This window comes from Isoptericola aurantiacus, assembly GCF_044769875.1.
GTDB classification, from domain to species: Bacteria; Actinomycetota; Actinomycetes; order Actinomycetales; family Cellulomonadaceae; genus Isoptericola; species Isoptericola aurantiacus.
The window spans coordinates 639,762-655,974 of the sequence record NZ_JBJBAE010000002.1 but is presented as its reverse complement, the minus strand read 5'-3'; the positions used below and the strand labels follow the sequence as shown (position 1 = coordinate 655,974).

Here is a 16,213-nt window from a genome sequence, read left to right as displayed (position 1 = left end):
TAGGACGCCGCCGGACACCCTTCACAACAGGCCCCCCAACCACCGGTTGGGGGGCCTGTTGCACACCCCCACCCACCACCTCGCCGGCGCACCGCCGATCCCCGACCACCACGGCACCCGTTCGCGGCGGCCGCGCCGGTCGTGGGAGAATCGTGCGTCGATCCGCAGCGAGAGGACCACAGTGAACGACAGCCCGCGTCAGGACCGTCCGTCTTCGGGAGGTGGCCGTCCCCGCCGGTCACAGCGACCCGGCGGAGGCGGGAGCTCCTCCCGTGGTGGGGCCGGCCGGTCGTCAGGCTCGTCCTCCGGAGGGGGACGCGGCGGGGGCGAGGGCCGCCGTGAGACGGGCCGTCCGCACGGTGGTGACCGGGGGCGTCGTGACGAGCGGCACTCCGGAGAGCGTGGCGGTCCCGGCCGCCCGGTGCGGAGCCCGCGCCCTGCGCGTCCCGAGCGTCCGCGGGAGCCGGAGCTCGCCGAGGACGCCCACATCCGTGATCTGAGCAAGGACGCCCGGGGACGGCTGCGGGGCCTGAGCAAGGACAACGCCGAGCGGGTCGGTGCCCACCTCGTGATGGTGGGCCGCCTGCTCGACGACGATCCCGAGCTCGCCTACGAGCACGCGCAGGCAGCGGTGCGGCGCGCCGGGCGGATCGACATCGTGCGGGAGGCCGCCGGGCTGGCCGCCTACCGGACGGGCCGCTACGCCGAGGCCTTGCGGGAGCTGCGCACCGTACGCCGGCTCAACGGGTCCTCGGAGCACCTGCCGCTCATGGCGGACGCCGAACGAGGGTTGGGGCGTCCCGAACGGGCCGTCGCGCTGGGCCAGTCCGCGGAGGTGGAGACGTTGGACGCGGACGCCCGCACCGAGCTGGCCATCGTCGTCAGCGGAGCCCGCAGCGATCTCGGCGAGCACGAGGCGGCCCTCACCGTGCTGGACCGCATTCCGGCCTCGCAGCAGCGGGGGGACCAAGGGCTGCGCGTCCTGCAGGCCCGCGCGGTCGCCCTCGAGGCGGCCGGTCGTGCGCAGGAGGCGGCCGACCTGTTGGCCGGCGTGGACGCAGCGGCGCTCGCCCGGGCCACCGGCGCGGCCGACGCCGACGAGGACGTCGTCGTGTTCGACACGTTCGACGAGGACGCCACGGACGACGACGACGAGGACGGCGTGGGCGAGGCACCGACGGGTCCCGCACCGGACTCGGGGTCCCGCGCGGAAGGCACTGCGTGAGCGCGGGCCTTCTCGCCAGCGACGTCCCGCTCGCACAGGCCTACGACCTGGCGCTCGTCGATCTCGACGGGGTCGCCTACACCGGGCACCTGCCGATCGAGCACGCCGCGTCGAGCCTCGAGGCGGCGCGCGCCCGGGGCATGCGGCTGCTGTTCGTGACGAACAACGCCTCCCGGGAGCCGGAGGACGTGGCGGCACAGCTGTCCGGGCTGGACATCCCGGCGGGAGCCGAGGACGTCATGACCGCGGCGCAGGCCTGTGCCGCGTTGCTGCGGACGCGGCTGGCGGCGGGTGCCACGGTCCTGGTCATCGGGGGACACGGGCTGGTGACGGCGGTCGAGCAGGCCGGTCTCACCGTGGTGCCGTCTGCCGACGACGCCCCGGACGCGGTCGCCCAGGGCTACTCGCCCGACCTCGGCTGGAAGGATCTCGCCGAGGCCGCCTACGCCGTCGCCGGTGGAGCCTGGCACGTGGCGAGCAACCGTGACCTGTCGCTGCCGACGGCCCGGGGATTCGCCCCGGGCAACGGGGCGCTGGTCGCGGCGGTCGTCGCCGCCACGGGCGTGGAACCGGACAGCGCCGGCAAGCCGGAGCCGACGATGTACCGGCTCGCGGTCGAGCGGCACGGCGGAGAACGTCCTCTGGTGGTCGGGGACCGGCTCGACACCGATCTGGCGGGCGCGCGGTCCGGGGGGTATGCGGGCCTGCACGTCCTGACCGGGGTCTCCTCGGCACGCGACGCGGTGCTGGCCGGGCCGGGGCTGCGCCCGCACTTCCTCGGGGCGGACCTGCGGTCGCTGCTGGTGCCCCATCCGGCGCCCGTGGCCGCTGCCGAGGGGTGGTGGGAGTGCGGTGACCGGGCGGCGCGTGTCGTCGACGGCACGCTCGAGCTGGACCGCGAGGGCCCGGCAGGCATCGACGTGATCCGCGCCGCGTGTGCGGCGGCCTGGGACGCGGCCGACGGTGGCGCCGGCCCGGCCGCCTCGACGGTGCCCGAGCTGACGGCCTGAGGCACGTCCGTGCGGCGTCGGCGTCGTGGCGGACCCAGCAGGTAGCGTGGTGCCCGCCGTACCGGGAACGAGGAGGGGACATGTCGCAGGACTCCGTCGAGGCGGGTACCGCGTCGTCCCCGGACGACCCCCTGGCGCCGCTCGCCGGTCTGGACGAGCTGCCGGTCGCGGAGCACGTGGGCCGGTTCGAGGCGGTGCACGACCGGCTGCGTGCGCGGCTCGACCAGGACGACACCGACGGGGCGGGGGCCCGATGAGCGACCGCGCCGACGTCGAGCTGGTGCGGCGTGGCCTGGCCCGGTCCCGCAAGCACGCCGCGGCGCTCGTCGCTGCGGGCCGGGTCCGCACGGACGACGACGTCGTGGCCAAGCCCTCGCTCGCCGTCGCCCCGGGTGCCGTCCTGACGGTGGCGCCGGACCCCGACGACCCGGGTTACGCCTCCCGTGCGGGAGGCAAGCTGGCCGGCGCGCTGGACGCGTTGGCGGCCCATGCCCAGGGTCACGTCGTGACCGACGGTGTCCCGGGCGCGCGGTGCCTGGACCTGGGGGCCTCCACGGGCGGGTTCACGGACGTGCTCCTGCGCCGGGGTGCCGCGCGCGTCACGGCCCTCGACGTGGGGCACGGCCAGCTCACCGAGGAGCTGCGGGCCGACGCCCGCGTCCACGTCGTCGAGGGGTTCAACGTGCGGGCGCTGACGGCGGGTGACCTGCCGTGGCCGCCGGACCTCGTGGTCGGCGACCTGTCCTTCATCTCGTTGCGTCTCGTGGTGCCGCCGGTGGCCGCGGTCGTCGCGCCCGGTACCCCCGTGCTGCTCCTGGTCAAGCCGCAGTTCGAGGTCGGGCGCGAACGGCTCGGCAGCGGTGGCGTGGTGCGCGACCGGGCGCTGCACGTGCGGTCCGTGGTCGACGTCGCGACCGCCGCCGCCGCCGTCGGGCTCCGCGTGCGGGCCGTGGTGCCCAGCCCGCTGCCGGGCCCCAGCGGGAACCGCGAGTACTTCTGCTGGTTCGTCCGGGAGTCCCCGACCGGCGGTGAGCGGGTCGCCGACGGCGCGGTGGAGGACGCCGCACGGGCTGCGGCGACGTGGGAGCCGGACGGCTCGTCGCCCCCCGTGGTCGTCCCCGGGGTGTCGGGGGGTGGTGCCGCATGACGCGCCGGGTGCTGATCGTGACGCACGGCGGCCGGCCGGAGGCCGTCGCGGCGATGGCGGAGGCCGTGGCCGAGCTGGAGAGCGCAGGCTTCGAGGTGGCGCTGCACGACGACGACCTCGCGGAGTCCTTCGGCGACCAGATGTCCTCGGCCCGTCTGCGCGAGGGGGTGGCGGAGTCCGAGGTCGTGATGGTCCTCGGCGGTGACGGCACGATCCTGCGGGCGGCCGAGCTGACCCACGGGACCGAGGTGCCGCTGCTCGGCGTCAACCTCGGGCACGTCGGCTTCCTGGCCGAGTCCGAACGGGAGAACCTGCACGACGCCGTCCGGCGGGTCGCCGCACGCGACTACGTGGTCGAGGAGCGCGGCGTCGTGGACGTCGTGGTCGAGCGTCCGGGGGAGTCCGAGCCGGTGACCGGCTGGGCCGTCAACGAGGCCACGGTCGAGAAGTCCCGGCGTGAACGCATGATGGAGGTCGGGATCGAGGTCGACGGCCGTCCGCTGAGCTCCTTCGGGTGCGACGGCGTCGTGGTGTCGACCGCGACGGGCTCGACGGCGCACGCGTTCTCCGCGGGCGGGCCGGTCATGTGGCCCGACGTGGACGCGGTGCTCCTGGTACCGCTGTCCGCCCACGCCCTGTTCGCCCGGCCGCTCGTCATCGGGCCCGGCTCGCAGTACACCGTGGAGGTCCTCGAGCGCAGCCCGGTGCCGGGTGTGCTCGCCTGCGACGGCCGGCGCAGCATCGACCTGCCCGTCGGGTCCCGCGTGCACGTGCGCCGCGGTGCCGTCCCGCTACGCTTCGCCCGGTTGGCGTACGCACCGTTCACGGACCGGTTGGTGTCCAAGTTCAACCTGCCGGTGATCGGCTGGCGCGAGGCCGCCGCCGCCGGCGGTGCACGACGGCGTCCGGCCGGCTGGGCCGGCCACGACGAGAAGGAGGACTGAGGGTGCTCGAGGAGATCGCGATCGAGGACCTCGGGGTGATCCGTGCGGCTCGGGTGCCGCTCTCGGCGGGGCTGACGGTCATCACCGGTGAGACCGGCGCCGGCAAGACGATGGTGCTCACCGGACTCGGCCTGCTCATGGGCGGGAAGGCGGACCCGGCCGGGGTCCGGGTGGGTGCCGAACGTGCGGTCGTCGAGGGTCGACTCGACCTCACGAGGCACCCCGCTGCCGCCCGACGCGTCGACGACGCCGGGGGCACCGTCGACGACGACGGCACGGTCGTGGTGGTGCGCACCGTCGCAGGCGGACGGTCGCGTGCGCATCTCGGAGGCCGCGGCGTGCCCCAGGGGGTACTGGCGGAGATCGCCGACGAGCTGGTGACGGTGCACGGCCAGTCGGACCAGCTGCGGCTGCGGACCCCGGCCAAGCAGCGTGAGGCGCTGGACCGGTTCGCGGGCTCGAGCCACGCGGGGATCCTCGCGGAGCATCGCGCGGCGTGGTCGGAACGAGCCGGCCTGCAGGCCGAGATCGAGGACCTCACGGCCCGGGCCGCCGAGCGGGCCCGGGAGGCGGAGCTGCTGCGGCTCGGGATCGCCGAGGTCGAACGGGTCGACCCGCAGCCCGGGGAGGACACCGAGCTCAGCACGCTGGTGGGTCGGCTCGGCAACGCCGAACAGCTGCGCCAGGGCGCCCAGCGGGCGCACGACGCCATCGCCGGCGAGGACATGGAGGTCGAGGGTTCGGCCGTCCAGGCACTGGAGTCGGCACGGCGTGCGCTGGAGGCCGTGGCGGGCGACGACCCGGCGCTCGCCGAGCAGGAGACGCGGCTGAAGGAGGCCGGTTACGTCCTGGCCGACGTCGCCACCGAGCTGTCGTCCTACGTGGCGGACCTGCAGGCCGATCCCGCCGCACTGGAGACGGCGCACTCCCGGCTGGCCGACCTGGGGTCGCTGACCCGGAGCTACGGCGACACCATCGACGACGTGCTGCAGTGGGCCTCGGACGCCGGCCTGCGGCTGCTGGACCTGGACGACGGCGGTGAGCGCGTGGAGTCGATGCGCGCCCGGGTCGTCGAGCTCGACGACCGGGTCGCCGGTCTCGCGGAGCGGATCACGGCCGGGCGGACCGACGCGGCCGGACGCCTCGCGGAGGCGGTCACCGCCGAGCTGGCCGGGCTCGCGATGTCCGGCGCCCGGCTCGAGGTCGAGGTCGCGCCCGGCGAACCCGGTCCCACCGGGGCCGACCAGGTCACGTTCCTCCTGGTGCCCCACCCCGGGGCGCCGGCGCGGCCGCTCGGCAAGGGCGCCTCCGGCGGCGAGCTCTCGCGGGTCATGCTCGCGGTCGAGGTCGCCCTGGCGACCGCCGCGGACGGCACTGCCGGCACCGTGCTGCCGACGTTCGTCTTCGACGAGGTGGACGCCGGCGTCGGCGGACGCGCCGCGGTCGAGGTGGGTCGACGGCTCGCGGCGCTGGCCCGCAGCACCCAGGTGGTGGTGGTGACGCACCTGGCGCAGGTGGCCGCGTTCGCGGACACGCACCTGGTGGTGACCAAGTCGGCGGGCGAGCCGGAGGACGTCGGGGTGACGGTCACGGGGGTGCACGCGGTGGCGGCGGACGACCGGGTGCGCGAGCTCGCTCGCATGCTCTCGGGCCAGGACGACTCGGAGACGGCACGTCAGCACGCGCTCGAACTTCTCGAGTCGTCCACCGTGGGACGATAGGGCACGATGAGACTGAGCCTCCGCCGGGCCGACCGTGACCCGGACACCAGCGACGACGCCACCGACCTCGGCGGTCCGGCACGCGTCGGTGCGCGGACCAAGGATCTGACCAAGCGACTCAAGCCCGGCGACGTGGCGGTCATCGACCACGCCGACATCGACCGGGTCGCGGCCGAGGCGCTGGTCGCCGCAGGACCCGCGGTGGTGCTGAACGCGTCGGCGTCGACGACGGGCCGTTACCCGAACGCCGGGCCGGACATCCTGCTGCGCGCGGGCATCGTCCTGGTCGACGGCGTCGGTACGGAGATCATGTCCGTCCCCGAGGGGGCGCGGGTGCGGGTCGACGGCGGCGTCGTCCTGGTCGACGGGGAGACGTTCGCCACCGGGACGCGCCAGACCCCGGAGACGGTCGCCACGGCGCAGGCCGAGGCGCGCGAGGGTCTCTCCGACGAGATCGAGCGCTTCGCCGAGAACACCCTCACCTACCTGCGCCGCGAGCGCGACCTCCTGCTCGACGGCGTGGGCGTGCCCGACGTGCGCACGCGGTTCGCCGGCCGGCACGTGCTCATCGTCGTGCGCGGCTACCACTACCGCGAGGACCTGGCGATGCTGCGGTCCTACATCACGGAGAACCGTCCGGTGCTGGTCGGGGTCGACGGCGGCGCGGACGCCATCCTCGACGCCGGGTGGCGGCCGGACATGATCGTCGGCGACATGGACTCCGTGTCGGACAAGGCGTTGTCCGGCGGCGCCGAGATCGTGGTGCACGCCTATCGGGACGGCAGCGCGCCGGGACTGGAACGCTGCCAGGAGCTCGGCGTCGAACCGGTGCTCTTCCCGGCGACGGGCACCAGCGAGGACATCGCGATGCTGCTCGCCGACGACAAGGACGCCGAGCTCATCGTCGCGGTGGGCACCCACGCGACCCTGGTCGAGTTCCTGGACAAGGGTCGCGCCGGGATGGCGAGCACGTTCCTGACCCGGCTGCGCGTGGGGGGCAAGCTCGTCGACGCCAAGGGCGTCTCCCGGCTCTACCGCACGCGGATCTCCAACCTCCAGCTCACGCTGCTCTCGCTGGCGGGTGTGGCGGCGGTGCTCGTCGCGCTGTGGTCGACGGCGGCCGGCCAGACCGCCTTCGGGTTGGTGGGCGCGCAGATCGACGACATCGTCTCGTGGTTCGGTAGCCTCTTCGGCGGCTGACCGGCCCACGACCCCTGACCAAGGAGCCCCCAGAACCCCGTGATCGACTTCCGATACCACCTCGTCTCGCTGATCTCCGTCTTCCTGGCGCTCGCGGTCGGCATCATCCTCGGCGCCGGTCCGCTGCAGAACGCCATCGGCGACCAGCTCAACGAGCAGGTGGCCGCACTGCGCACCGAGCGCACCGACCTGCGCGACTCCCTCGGCCGGACCGAGGCGGAGCTGGCCGACCAGCACGCCTACGCCCTGGCCGCCGGCGCCGAGCTGGCGGCAGGGTCCCTGGAGGGTATGCAGGTGGCCGTCGTCGACGTCGACGGCCTCCCCGACACGGTCGAGATCGAGGTCGTCAACCAGCTCGAGGACGCGGGCGCCCGGGTGGTGGCGCAGTCGTCGCTCACGCCGGCATGGACCTCGGCGGAGGAGTCCGTGCTGCGCAGCACCGTCGCCGACGGGCAGCGCGGGAACCTGGGGGAGTCCGTCGCCGACGACGCCACGACGGCCCAGGTCCTGGGGACGGTGCTCGGTACGGCCCTGACGGAGTCGGACCCGCAGGTACCCGGCGTCCCGAGCCAGCGGTCGACGGACCTGTACGAGCTGCTCACCACCGTGGGGCTCGTCGAGTCCCGGTTCGCTCCGTCCGCGCCGGCGGACGCGGTGCTGCTGCTGGCCGACGGCGGCGAGGAGGCCGCGGCGTCGGAGTCGGCCGAGGCCTCCGAGACGCCCGAGGACGTGGACATGGTCAGCACGTCGATCGCCCTGGAGTCGGTGGCGGGAACCGTGGTGGTCGCCGCCCCGACCGTCGTGGACGGCGACCTGGTCGCCGAGATCCGCGCGGACGAGGACGCCGTGACCGTGCTGAGCACCGTCAGCGGGATCGAGCAGGACGTCATGCGCTTCGACGTGCCGCTGGCGATCGCCGCCCACTCCGCCGGTGAGATCGGCCAGTACGGGTTCGAGGAGGGGGCCACCGTGGTGCCGCCCGTGGTCGACCGGTCGGACGGTGGCGAGGACGAGGGCTCGGCGGCCGACGGCGGCGCGGCCGACGACGGGGATTCCTGATGGGTGCGGGCCGGTTCCTCGTCGCCGCGGGCGTGGCCGCGGGCGCGGTGGCCGGATCGCGTCGTGTCCTGGACGCCGTGTCGCCGGGCGGGGTCGAGCGGTGGACGCGGACCAACCATCGCGGTGAGCCGGTCTCCATGCTGGAGGGGCCGGCGCTCGCCGCCGGCCTGGTCGCCGGGACCGCGGTGTCGGGTGGGGACGCCCGGGTGCGTGTCGCGACGATGCTCGCCACCGCGGGGGCGGGTGCCTTCGGCGTCGTGGACGACCTCGCCGAGGACACCTCCACACGCACCAAGGGCCTGCGTGGCCATCTCGGTGCCCTGGCCCACGGCCGCGTCACCACCGGTGGCCTCAAGGTGCTGGGTATCGGGGCGACGTCGGTGCTCGCCGCCGCGCTCGGCACGACCCGGCGCAGCGGGCTCGTCCCGCACCTGGCCGACGTCGCCGTCAACGGCGCGCTGGTGGCCGGGTCGGCGAACCTCGTCAACCTCCTGGACCTGAGGCCCGGTCGCGCGCTGAAGGCCGGAGCCGCGCTGTCCGCACCGGTCGCGGGTGCGTGCGGCGGGGCCGGCACCGGTGTGCTGCTCGGAGCATCCGCGGCCGCGGCCCCGGGTGACCTCGCCGAGCGGGACATGCTCGGCGACGGCGGCGCCAACGCCCTGGGTGCCTTCGTGGGTGCGCGGTGGGCCTTCGGCGCCCCGCGTGCCGTCCGTGTCGCGGCGCTGGCCGGGGTCGTCGGGCTCACGCTGGCCTCGGAGCGGGTCAGCTTCTCCGCGGTCATCGACCGCACCCCGTGGTTGCGATCGGTGGACCGCCTCGGCCGCCGGCCCGCCGACGCACCGGCGGAGGAGGACGTGCGGTCCCGGAGGTCCGGCGACGGGTCGGGCGAGGACCCGACGGCGTGAGCACGCCCGGTGGCCGTCGCGCCGCCACGACCGTCGCGGGTGCCGCGGTACTGATCACCGTGGTCACCCTGGCCAGCCGTGTCGTCGGGTTCGGCCGCTGGCTCGCCCAGGCGCACTTCGTGGGTACCGGGGGCGTCGACGGGCCGCTGAACGCCGCGAACTTCCTGCCCAACGTCCTGTTCGAGGTGGCAGCCGGGGGCGCGCTCGCCGGAGCCGTCGTCCCGCTCCTGTCCGGCTTCCTGGTGCGGGGGGATGCGCAGAAGGCCTCCCGGACAGCGTCGGCGCTGCTCGGCTGGACGCTCGTGGTCCTGGTGCCGCTGGGAGGGCTCGTGGCCGTGCTGGCGGACCCGCTGGTCCGCCTGACCGGTCTGAGCGACCCCGCGAACGTCGCGGTCGCCGCCGACTTCCTGCGCGTCTTCGCCGTCCAGGTGCCGTTGTACGGGATCGCGGTGGTGCTGGGCGGCATGCTGCAGGCGCACAACCGGTTCTTCTGGCCGGCGTTCTCCCCGCTGGTCTCGAGCGTGGTCGTCATCGGTGTCTACTGGCGGTTCGGCGCGCTGGCCGACGGCAACCAGCAGGACGTCGCCGAGCTGTCCTCCCAGGCGCTGGGTTGGCTGGCCTGGGGGATGACGGCGGGCGTCGCCTTCCTCGCGCTGCCGCTCGTGGTGCCCGTGCTGCGCACCGGCCTGCGGCTGCGGCCGACCTTGCGCTTCCCCGCCGGCGAGGGCCGCCGGGCGGCGCGGCTGGCGTTCGCGGGGATCGGTGCGCTGGTCGCGCAGCAGCTCGCCCTGCTCGCCACCATGACGGCGGGCAACCGGGCCGGCGGCGACAGCACCTGGACCGTCTTCCTGTACGCCCAGAACGTGTACTTCCTGCCCTACGCCGTCCTCGCCTTCCCCATCGCCACCAGCGCCTTCCCGCGGTTCGCGGAGCTGGCCTCGCAGGCGCGCCGGGGCGACCTGGCGCGCCTGGTGTCGTCCACGACGCGCGTGCTGGTCGTCGTCTCCGTGGCCGGCGCGGCCGCGCTCGTCGCTGCGGCGCCGCTCGTGGAGAACGTGTTCGACGGCGTGGCCGACGGTGACGCCCACGGGCTCGCCGGCGCGCTGGCCTGGATGGCACCCGGCCTCCTGGGCTACGCCCTGATCCTGCAGCTCTCCCGTCTGCTGTACGCGGTCGGTGCCGCGCGTGCCGCCGTCGTGGCCACGGCCGCGGGCTGGTTGGTGGTGGCCGGCGGGGTGGCGCTGGCCGTCCCGGTGTTCGCCGGTGCTGCTGCGGACGACGTGACCCGGGCTCACGTGCTCGCCTGGCTGGGGGGAGCCACCACCGTCGGGATGACCGTGGCCGCCGTCGCCCTGCTGACGGCCGTGCGTCGCGCGGTCGGGGCGTCGGCGCTGGCAGGGGTGGTGCGCACCGCGGCGGTCGCGGTGCTCGCCGGCGCGGCGGGTGCGGCGCTCGGCCGCTGGTCGGTACCGGTCGCCGACCGTGCGGTGGTCGCGGCCGACGGCAAGCTCGCGGACACGCCCCTGGAGGCGACGGCGTTCGCGACGGACGTCGGGCTCGGACTCGTCGCGGGCCTGGTCGCGATGGCGGTCGTGATCGTCGTCGCCGGGCTCACCGACACGGCCGTGCGCACGCGGCTCACCGCCGTCGGACGGCGCATGCTGCGGCGCTGACCGCCGTCGGCGGGCGTGCCGCCCGACGGACCGGAAGGTCTGTGCGGCATCCCACCACCCGACGGGCGCGTCCCGCACGCCGCACCGTGCAGTCTCGGATAGCATGGAGTTCCGTGGCTGACACCGTGAACCGTACGTCCTCCCGCTCCTTCAGCCGCGCCGGTGCGACGCACCAGACGCGGCACATCTTCGTGACGGGAGGCGTGGCCTCCTCACTCGGCAAGGGGCTCACGGCCTCCTCCCTCGGCCGGTTGCTCCGCTCGCGCGGGCTGCGGGTCACGATGCAGAAGCTCGACCCGTACCTCAATGTGGACCCGGGCACGATGAACCCGTTCCAGCACGGCGAGGTCTTCGTCACCGAGGACGGCGCCGAGACCGACCTGGACATCGGTCACTACGAACGCTTCCTCGACGTCGAGTTGCCGGCCTCGTCCAACGTCACCACCGGGCAGGTGTACTCGCGGGTGATCGCCAAGGAGCGCCGCGGGGAGTACCTCGGTGACACCGTGCAGGTCATCCCGCACATCACCGACGAGATCAAGCTGCGGATGCGGGACCAGGCGGGCCCCGACGTCGACGTCATCATCACCGAGATCGGCGGCACCGTCGGCGACATCGAGTCGCAGCCGTTCCTCGAGGCGGCCCGCCAGGTGCGCCACGAGCTCGGCCGCGACGACTGCTTCTTCCTGCACGTCTCTCTCGTGCCCTACATCGGGCCGTCGGGCGAGCTGAAGACGAAGCCCACGCAGCACTCGGTCGCCGCGCTGCGGTCGATCGGCATCCAGCCCGACGCGATCGTGCTCCGTTCCGACCGGACCGTCCCGACCAGCATCAAGCACAAGATCGCGATGTCCTGCGACGTCGACGACGAGGCCGTCGTGAACGCCGCCGACGCCCCGAGCATCTACGACATCCCGCGGGTCGTGCACGCCGAGGGACTGGACGCCTACGTGGTGCGCCGCCTCGACCTGCCGTTCCACGACGTCGAGTGGGGCGGCTGGAAGCGGGTCCTGGAGCGGGTGCACGAGCCGGAGCACAACGTCGAGATCGCCCTGGTGGGCAAGTACATCGACCTGCCGGACGCCTACCTGTCGGTCACCGAGGCCCTGCGTGCCGGCGGCTTCGACAACGACACCCGGGTCGCGATCCGGTGGGTCGCCGCGGACGACTGCAGCACGCCGTCCGGGGCGCAGGAGGCGCTCGCCGGGGTCGACGCGATCCTGGTGCCCGGAGGCTTCGGCGTGCGCGGGATCGACGGCAAGGTGGGTGCGCTGCGCTGGGCCCGCGAGAACCTCGTGCCGACGCTGGGCATCTGCCTCGGCCTGCAGTCGATGGTCATCGAGTACGCACGCAACGTGCTCGGGCTGACGCACGCGTCCTCGACGGAGTTCGACCCCGACTCGGTGGACCCGGTCATCGCGACCATGGCCGAGCAGCTCGCCATCGTCGGCGGCGACGGCGACCTGGGTGGCACGATGCGGCTCGGCGCCTACCCGGCGCGGCTCGCCGAGGACTCGGTGGTGGCCGAGACCTACGGGAGCACCGAGGTCTCCGAGCGGCACCGGCACCGGTACGAGGTCAACAACCTCTACCGCGAGCGCCTGAACGAGGCGGGGTTGCGAATCAGCGGCACGTCCCCGGACGGGGACCTGGTGGAGTTCGTCGAGCTGCCGGCCGACGTGCACCCGTACTACGTCAGCACGCAGGCGCACCCGGAGTTCAAGTCGCGGCCCACCGGGTCCCACCCGCTGTTCTCCGGCCTGGTCTCGGCGGCCCTCGTGCGTCAGGGCGTCTCCGCGTGAGCGCCGGGGCCGCGCCCGCGGTGGCCGACGAGATCGCGCCCCGCCCCGTCGTCGGACGCGAGGTCCTGCACGCCGGTGCGATCTCGGACATGGTGCGCGACGAGGTCGACCTCGGCGACGCCGGTGTGGTCTCGCGCGAGTACCTGGACCACCCCGGTGCGGTCGCGATCGTCACGCTGGACCCGCAGGACCGGGTCCTGCTCCTGCGCCAGTACCGGCACCCGGTGCGCGCCGCGATGTGGGAGGTCCCCGCCGGGCTGCTCGACGTCGTCGACGAGCCGGCCGTCGACGCGGCGGCCCGCGAGCTCGCCGAGGAGGCCGACCTCGTGGCCGAGCGCTGGGACGTGCTGGTCGACTACGCCACCACCCCGGGCTCCAGCAACGAGGCGGTGCGGGTGTTCCTCGCCCGTGACGTGCGGCCCGTCCCCGAGGCGGACCGGCACGAACGGCACGGCGAGGAGGCCGAGATCGTCACCCGGTGGGTGGCGCTGGACGACGCGGTGGGCCTGACGCTGACGGGGGAGCTGCACAACCCCTCGGCCGTGGTCGGCATCCTCGCCGCCGCCGCGAGTCGCGCGGGAGGCTGGACGTCGCTCCGTCCGGTCGCCTCGGGGTGGCCCTACCGCCGCACCGGACGCCTCGCCGACGGGACGTGACACCCGGGCGCGGCGGCGGCGTCGCGACTGCGGGGGCCGGGCTCAGGCGCGGGTGCGCAGCCTGAGCACGGTCCGGGCCGTGGCCCAGACGAGGAGCGCGGCCCCCAGCATGTGCAGGCCGACGAGCAGCTCGGGCAGCCCGGTGAAGTACTGCGTGTAGCCGATGGCGCCCTGGGCGAGCGTTACGGCCAGCAGCACCCAGGCTCCGCGGCGCGCGTGCGTGACGAGCCCGCCGTCGCCGGCGCGGTGCAGCAGCACGAGCAGTCCGGCGAGCACGGCGACGAACAGCCACACCGACGCGGAGTGTGCCCGGGTCATCAGCAGCGGGTCGACGGCGAACCGGTAGCCGACCTCGGCGTCGCCCGAGTGGGGTCCGGCGCCGGTGACGACCACGCCGAGGCACACGACCGGGATCACGAGGTAGCCGAGCGTCCGGCCGGCCAGGGTGGCGGCGCGGCCGACGACCGGCTCCGGGGCGCCGTCGCCCTCGCGCTGGCGGTGCAGGAGGTAGGTGGACAACCACACGAGGGCTGCCGAGGCCACGAAGTGCAGCGAGACGAGGGCCGGGTTGAGGTCGAGCAGCACGACGACCCCCCCGAGGACGGCCTGGAAGACGACCCCGGCGAGGGGCACGACGCCGAGCCACCGGTAGGAGCGTGACCGGCTGCGGTCGGTCAGCACCAGCAGCAGCACGGCGAGCGCGATGACCGCCAGCACACCCGTCATGGTGCGGTTCCCGAACTCGACGAACGGGTGGTAGCTGGTCGCCTCGTGGAAGACGGGGGTGAACTCGCCCGGCTCGCACAGCGGCCAGGTGGAGCAGCCGAGGCCGGAGCCCGTGAGGCGGACCGCGCCGCCGGTGACGATGATGCCGATCTGGGCGACGACGTTGGCGATCAGCACGCCACGGGTCCACCCCCGGAACCGGGCGAGCCGGTCGGGGCGGGCTGGGGTGCTCGGGGCCTCGGCGGGGGCGGGCGTGCTCACGGATCTACGGTAGTGCCTGGCGGCGGGCAGCCGGTCCGACGGCGCCCGCCACCGGGTGTGAGATCGGCCCCGCGCCGCAGCGCGGGCGTCAGTGCCAGCGGAACAGCCGGCCCGCTCCCGCCCCGAACGCCGCCGTCCAGCCGAGCAGCACCGCGATGCTCAGCGGGGGGACGCCGGTGCCGAGCAGCGCACCGCGCAGCCCTTCGCCGAGCGCCCCGGAGGGCAGGAACGCCGCGACGTGCGCGAGCGCGCCCGGCAGCTCCGCGGGTGGGACGATCAGGCCGCCGCCGACCACGAGCAGGACGAGCACGAGGTTGGCCACGGCGAGCACGCCCTCGGCCCGGAGCGTGCCCGCCAGCAGCAGGGCGAGCGCGGTGAAGGCGGCCGTCCCGAGCAGGCCCAGGAGCAGCGCGGGCACGATCCCGGCGAGCACCGGGTCCCAGCCCAGCGCCAGCGCCACGGCCCCGATCACCACGACCTGGACGGCCTCGACGGCCAGCACGCCGAGGATCTTCCCGGCCAGCAGGCCGCCGCGGCCGAGCGGGGTGGTGGCCAGCAACCGCAGCACGCCGTTGCGGCGGTCGAAGGCGGTGGCGATGGACTGCGAGGTGAACGCGGTGGTCACGCAGGCCAGGGCGAGGACGCCCGGGGTGACGAAGTCGACGCGCGTCGCGCCCGCGGTCTCCAGCTCGAGGACGGAGGTGCGCACGAGCCCGACCAGGAGCAGCACCGGGACCACGAGCGTGACCAACAGCTGTTCGCCGTTGCGCAGGATGGCGCGTGTCTCGAAGGAGGCCTGGGCGGCGATCCGTCGCGCCAGGGGTGCGGCGCCGAGGTTCGCGGCCGGGTCGGCGGGGTTCGGGGCGAGGGTCTCGGTCATCGCAGCTGCCGTCCGGTCAGGTCGAGGAAGACGTCTTCGAGAGTACGGCGGCCGACGGTGATGCCGCCGACGAGCGCGTCCTGGTCGGCGAGCCAGCCCGTCAGGGTGGCCAGGGCGGTGGGCTCCACGGTGCCGGTGACGGCGTACTCCCCGGGTGCGGTCTCCGTGGCCGACCAGGCGCCGTCGGGCGCGCCGCGGCGCAGGCGTGCGGTGAGCGCGGCCACGTCCAGGCCGCGCCGTGCGGTGAACCGGATGCTCGGCCCCCCGTGGCCGCTGCCGTCGGCCAGGAGGTCGGGCACGCTGCCCGAGGCGATGACCCGGCCGTGGTCGACCACGTGGACGACGTCGGCGAGGTCCTCGGCCTCGTCCATGAGGTGCGTGGTGAGCACGACGGCGACGCCCGCGTCGCGCAGCTCGCGCACCAGGTCCCACACGGCGTGCCGCGACTGGGGGTCCATGCCGGCGCTGGGCTCGTCGAGGAAGACGACCTCGGGACGGCCCACGACGGCGGCGGCGAGCGCGAGCCGCTGGCGCTGGCCGCCGGAGAGCCGGCGGACGGTGGTGCGGGCGAACGAGTGCAGGCCCAGCCGCTCGGCGAGCCCGTCGACGTCGCGCGGTGCGGCGTACATGGCGGCGACGTGCCGGAGCATCTCCATCGCCCGCACGCCGGTGGGCAGCCCGCCGTCCTGCAGCATGACGCCCACCCGGGGGCGCAGCGCGACGGCGTCGGCGACGGGGTCGAGCCCCAGGACGCGCACGGTGCCGCCGTCGGGGGAGCGCAGGCCCTCGCAGCTCTCGATCGTGGTGGTCTTGCCCGCCCCGTTGGGTCCGAGCACCGCGGTGACGGCCCCGGCGGTAGCCTGCAGGTCGAGGCCGTCGACGACGGCTCGGCCGCCGTAGGTCTTGCGCAGTCCGCGCACGTCGACGGCGCCGCCGGGTGGCGTATCGGTGGTGGGCACCAGAGGATTCTACGAGCGCGTCGAGACCGAGACACCCAGGACCAG

At 74.8% G+C, this 16,213-nt stretch carries 15 protein-coding genes; 12 read left to right on the top strand and 3 right to left on the bottom strand.

The genetic code is table 11. The features are described from left to right. The first annotated feature begins 421 nt into the window (after positions 1 to 421). From ACIQLL_RS10055 to ACIQLL_RS10000, 12 genes are all read left to right on the top strand, one after another. Positions 422 to 1,225: a tetratricopeptide repeat protein gene (locus tag ACIQLL_RS10055; RefSeq protein WP_402466240.1), complete on the top strand. Its 804-nt coding sequence runs from the start codon at positions 422 to 424 to the stop codon at positions 1,223 to 1,225. Then, on the top strand, positions 1,222 to 2,235 hold the full coding sequence (locus ACIQLL_RS10050; RefSeq protein WP_402466237.1) for an HAD-IIA family hydrolase: 1,014 nt from the start codon (positions 1,222 to 1,224) through the stop codon (positions 2,233 to 2,235). The genes ACIQLL_RS10055 and ACIQLL_RS10050 overlap by 4 nt, the downstream gene beginning before the upstream one ends. An 80-nt stretch (positions 2,236 to 2,315) precedes the next feature. Then, complete coding sequence (locus ACIQLL_RS10045) at positions 2,316 to 2,492, top strand: hypothetical protein (protein WP_402466235.1); 177 nt, start codon at positions 2,316 to 2,318, stop codon at positions 2,490 to 2,492. Beyond that, positions 2,489 to 3,382 (top strand): TlyA family RNA methyltransferase, encoded by an 894-nt coding sequence (locus tag ACIQLL_RS10040; RefSeq protein WP_402466232.1) that lies wholly within the window; start codon positions 2,489 to 2,491, stop codon positions 3,380 to 3,382. Before ACIQLL_RS10045 ends, ACIQLL_RS10040 begins: the two co-directional genes overlap by 4 nt. Continuing rightward, positions 3,379 to 4,326, top strand: coding sequence for an NAD kinase (locus ACIQLL_RS10035; RefSeq protein ID WP_402466231.1), 948 nt, complete (start codon positions 3,379 to 3,381; stop codon positions 4,324 to 4,326). The genes ACIQLL_RS10040 and ACIQLL_RS10035 overlap by 4 nt, the downstream gene beginning before the upstream one ends. A gap of 2 nt (positions 4,327 to 4,328) precedes the next feature. After that, entirely contained in the window at positions 4,329 to 6,047 is a 1,719-nt protein-coding gene (gene recN / locus ACIQLL_RS10030) for a DNA repair protein RecN (protein ID WP_402466228.1), read from the top strand. A gap of 6 nt (positions 6,048 to 6,053) precedes the next feature. Continuing rightward, the gene (gene steA / locus ACIQLL_RS10025; protein WP_402466226.1) at positions 6,054 to 7,247 is read left to right on the top strand and encodes a putative cytokinetic ring protein SteA; all 1,194 of its coding nucleotides are present in this window, start codon (positions 6,054 to 6,056) and stop codon (positions 7,245 to 7,247) included. A 39-nt stretch (positions 7,248 to 7,286) separates the two neighbouring features. After that, positions 7,287 to 8,306: a copper transporter gene (locus tag ACIQLL_RS10020; RefSeq protein ID WP_402466224.1), complete on the top strand. Its 1,020-nt coding sequence runs from the start codon at positions 7,287 to 7,289 to the stop codon at positions 8,304 to 8,306. After that, entirely contained in the window at positions 8,306 to 9,211 is a 906-nt protein-coding gene (locus ACIQLL_RS10015) for a hypothetical protein (RefSeq protein WP_402466221.1), read from the top strand. Before ACIQLL_RS10020 ends, ACIQLL_RS10015 begins: the two co-directional genes overlap by 1 nt. After that, a complete protein-coding gene (gene murJ, locus ACIQLL_RS10010) occupies positions 9,208 to 10,884 on the top strand; it encodes a murein biosynthesis integral membrane protein MurJ (RefSeq protein WP_402466218.1) in 1,677 nt (558 codons plus the stop codon). Before ACIQLL_RS10015 ends, murJ begins: the two co-directional genes overlap by 4 nt. A gap of 113 nt (positions 10,885 to 10,997) precedes the next feature. Next, positions 10,998 to 12,686: a CTP synthase gene (locus tag ACIQLL_RS10005; protein ID WP_402466215.1), complete on the top strand. Its 1,689-nt coding sequence runs from the start codon at positions 10,998 to 11,000 to the stop codon at positions 12,684 to 12,686. After that, positions 12,683 to 13,342, top strand: a complete 660-nt coding sequence (locus tag ACIQLL_RS10000; protein ID WP_402466213.1) for an NUDIX domain-containing protein — start codon at positions 12,683 to 12,685, stop codon at positions 13,340 to 13,342. Before ACIQLL_RS10005 ends, ACIQLL_RS10000 begins: the two co-directional genes overlap by 4 nt. Before the next feature lie 42 nt (positions 13,343 to 13,384). Here ACIQLL_RS10000 and ACIQLL_RS09995 read toward each other — a convergent pair whose 3' ends face one another. The 3 genes from ACIQLL_RS09995 to ACIQLL_RS09985 form a co-directional block, all read right to left on the bottom strand. Then, a complete protein-coding gene (locus ACIQLL_RS09995; protein ID WP_402466211.1) occupies positions 13,385 to 14,329 on the bottom strand; it encodes a COX15/CtaA family protein in 945 nt (314 codons plus the stop codon). 88 nt (positions 14,330 to 14,417) lie between these two features. Next, positions 14,418 to 15,209 carry an ABC transporter permease gene (locus tag ACIQLL_RS09990; RefSeq protein ID WP_402466208.1) on the bottom strand — a complete coding sequence of 264 codons (792 nt, stop codon included), beginning with the start codon at positions 15,207 to 15,209 and terminating at the stop codon, positions 14,418 to 14,420. After that, positions 15,206 to 16,168, bottom strand: a complete 963-nt coding sequence (locus ACIQLL_RS09985) for an ABC transporter ATP-binding protein (RefSeq protein WP_402466205.1) — start codon at positions 16,166 to 16,168, stop codon at positions 15,206 to 15,208. Before ACIQLL_RS09985 ends, ACIQLL_RS09990 begins: the two co-directional genes overlap by 4 nt. Positions 16,169 to 16,213: the final 45 nt, after the last annotated feature.

Coding starts and splice junctions, on each gene's coding strand:
- steA (WP_402466226.1), top strand. CDS start 6,054: ATGAGACTGAGCCTCCGCCGGGCCGACCGTGACCCGGACACCAGCGAC.
- ACIQLL_RS09990 (WP_402466208.1), bottom strand. CDS start 15,209: ATGACCGAGACCCTCGCCCCGAACCCCGCCGACCCGGCCGCGAACCTC.
- ACIQLL_RS10040 (WP_402466232.1), top strand. CDS start 2,489: ATGAGCGACCGCGCCGACGTCGAGCTGGTGCGGCGTGGCCTGGCCCGG.
- ACIQLL_RS10045 (WP_402466235.1), top strand. CDS start 2,316: ATGTCGCAGGACTCCGTCGAGGCGGGTACCGCGTCGTCCCCGGACGAC.
- ACIQLL_RS10035 (WP_402466231.1), top strand. CDS start 3,379: ATGACGCGCCGGGTGCTGATCGTGACGCACGGCGGCCGGCCGGAGGCC.
- ACIQLL_RS10015 (WP_402466221.1), top strand. CDS start 8,306: ATGGGTGCGGGCCGGTTCCTCGTCGCCGCGGGCGTGGCCGCGGGCGCG.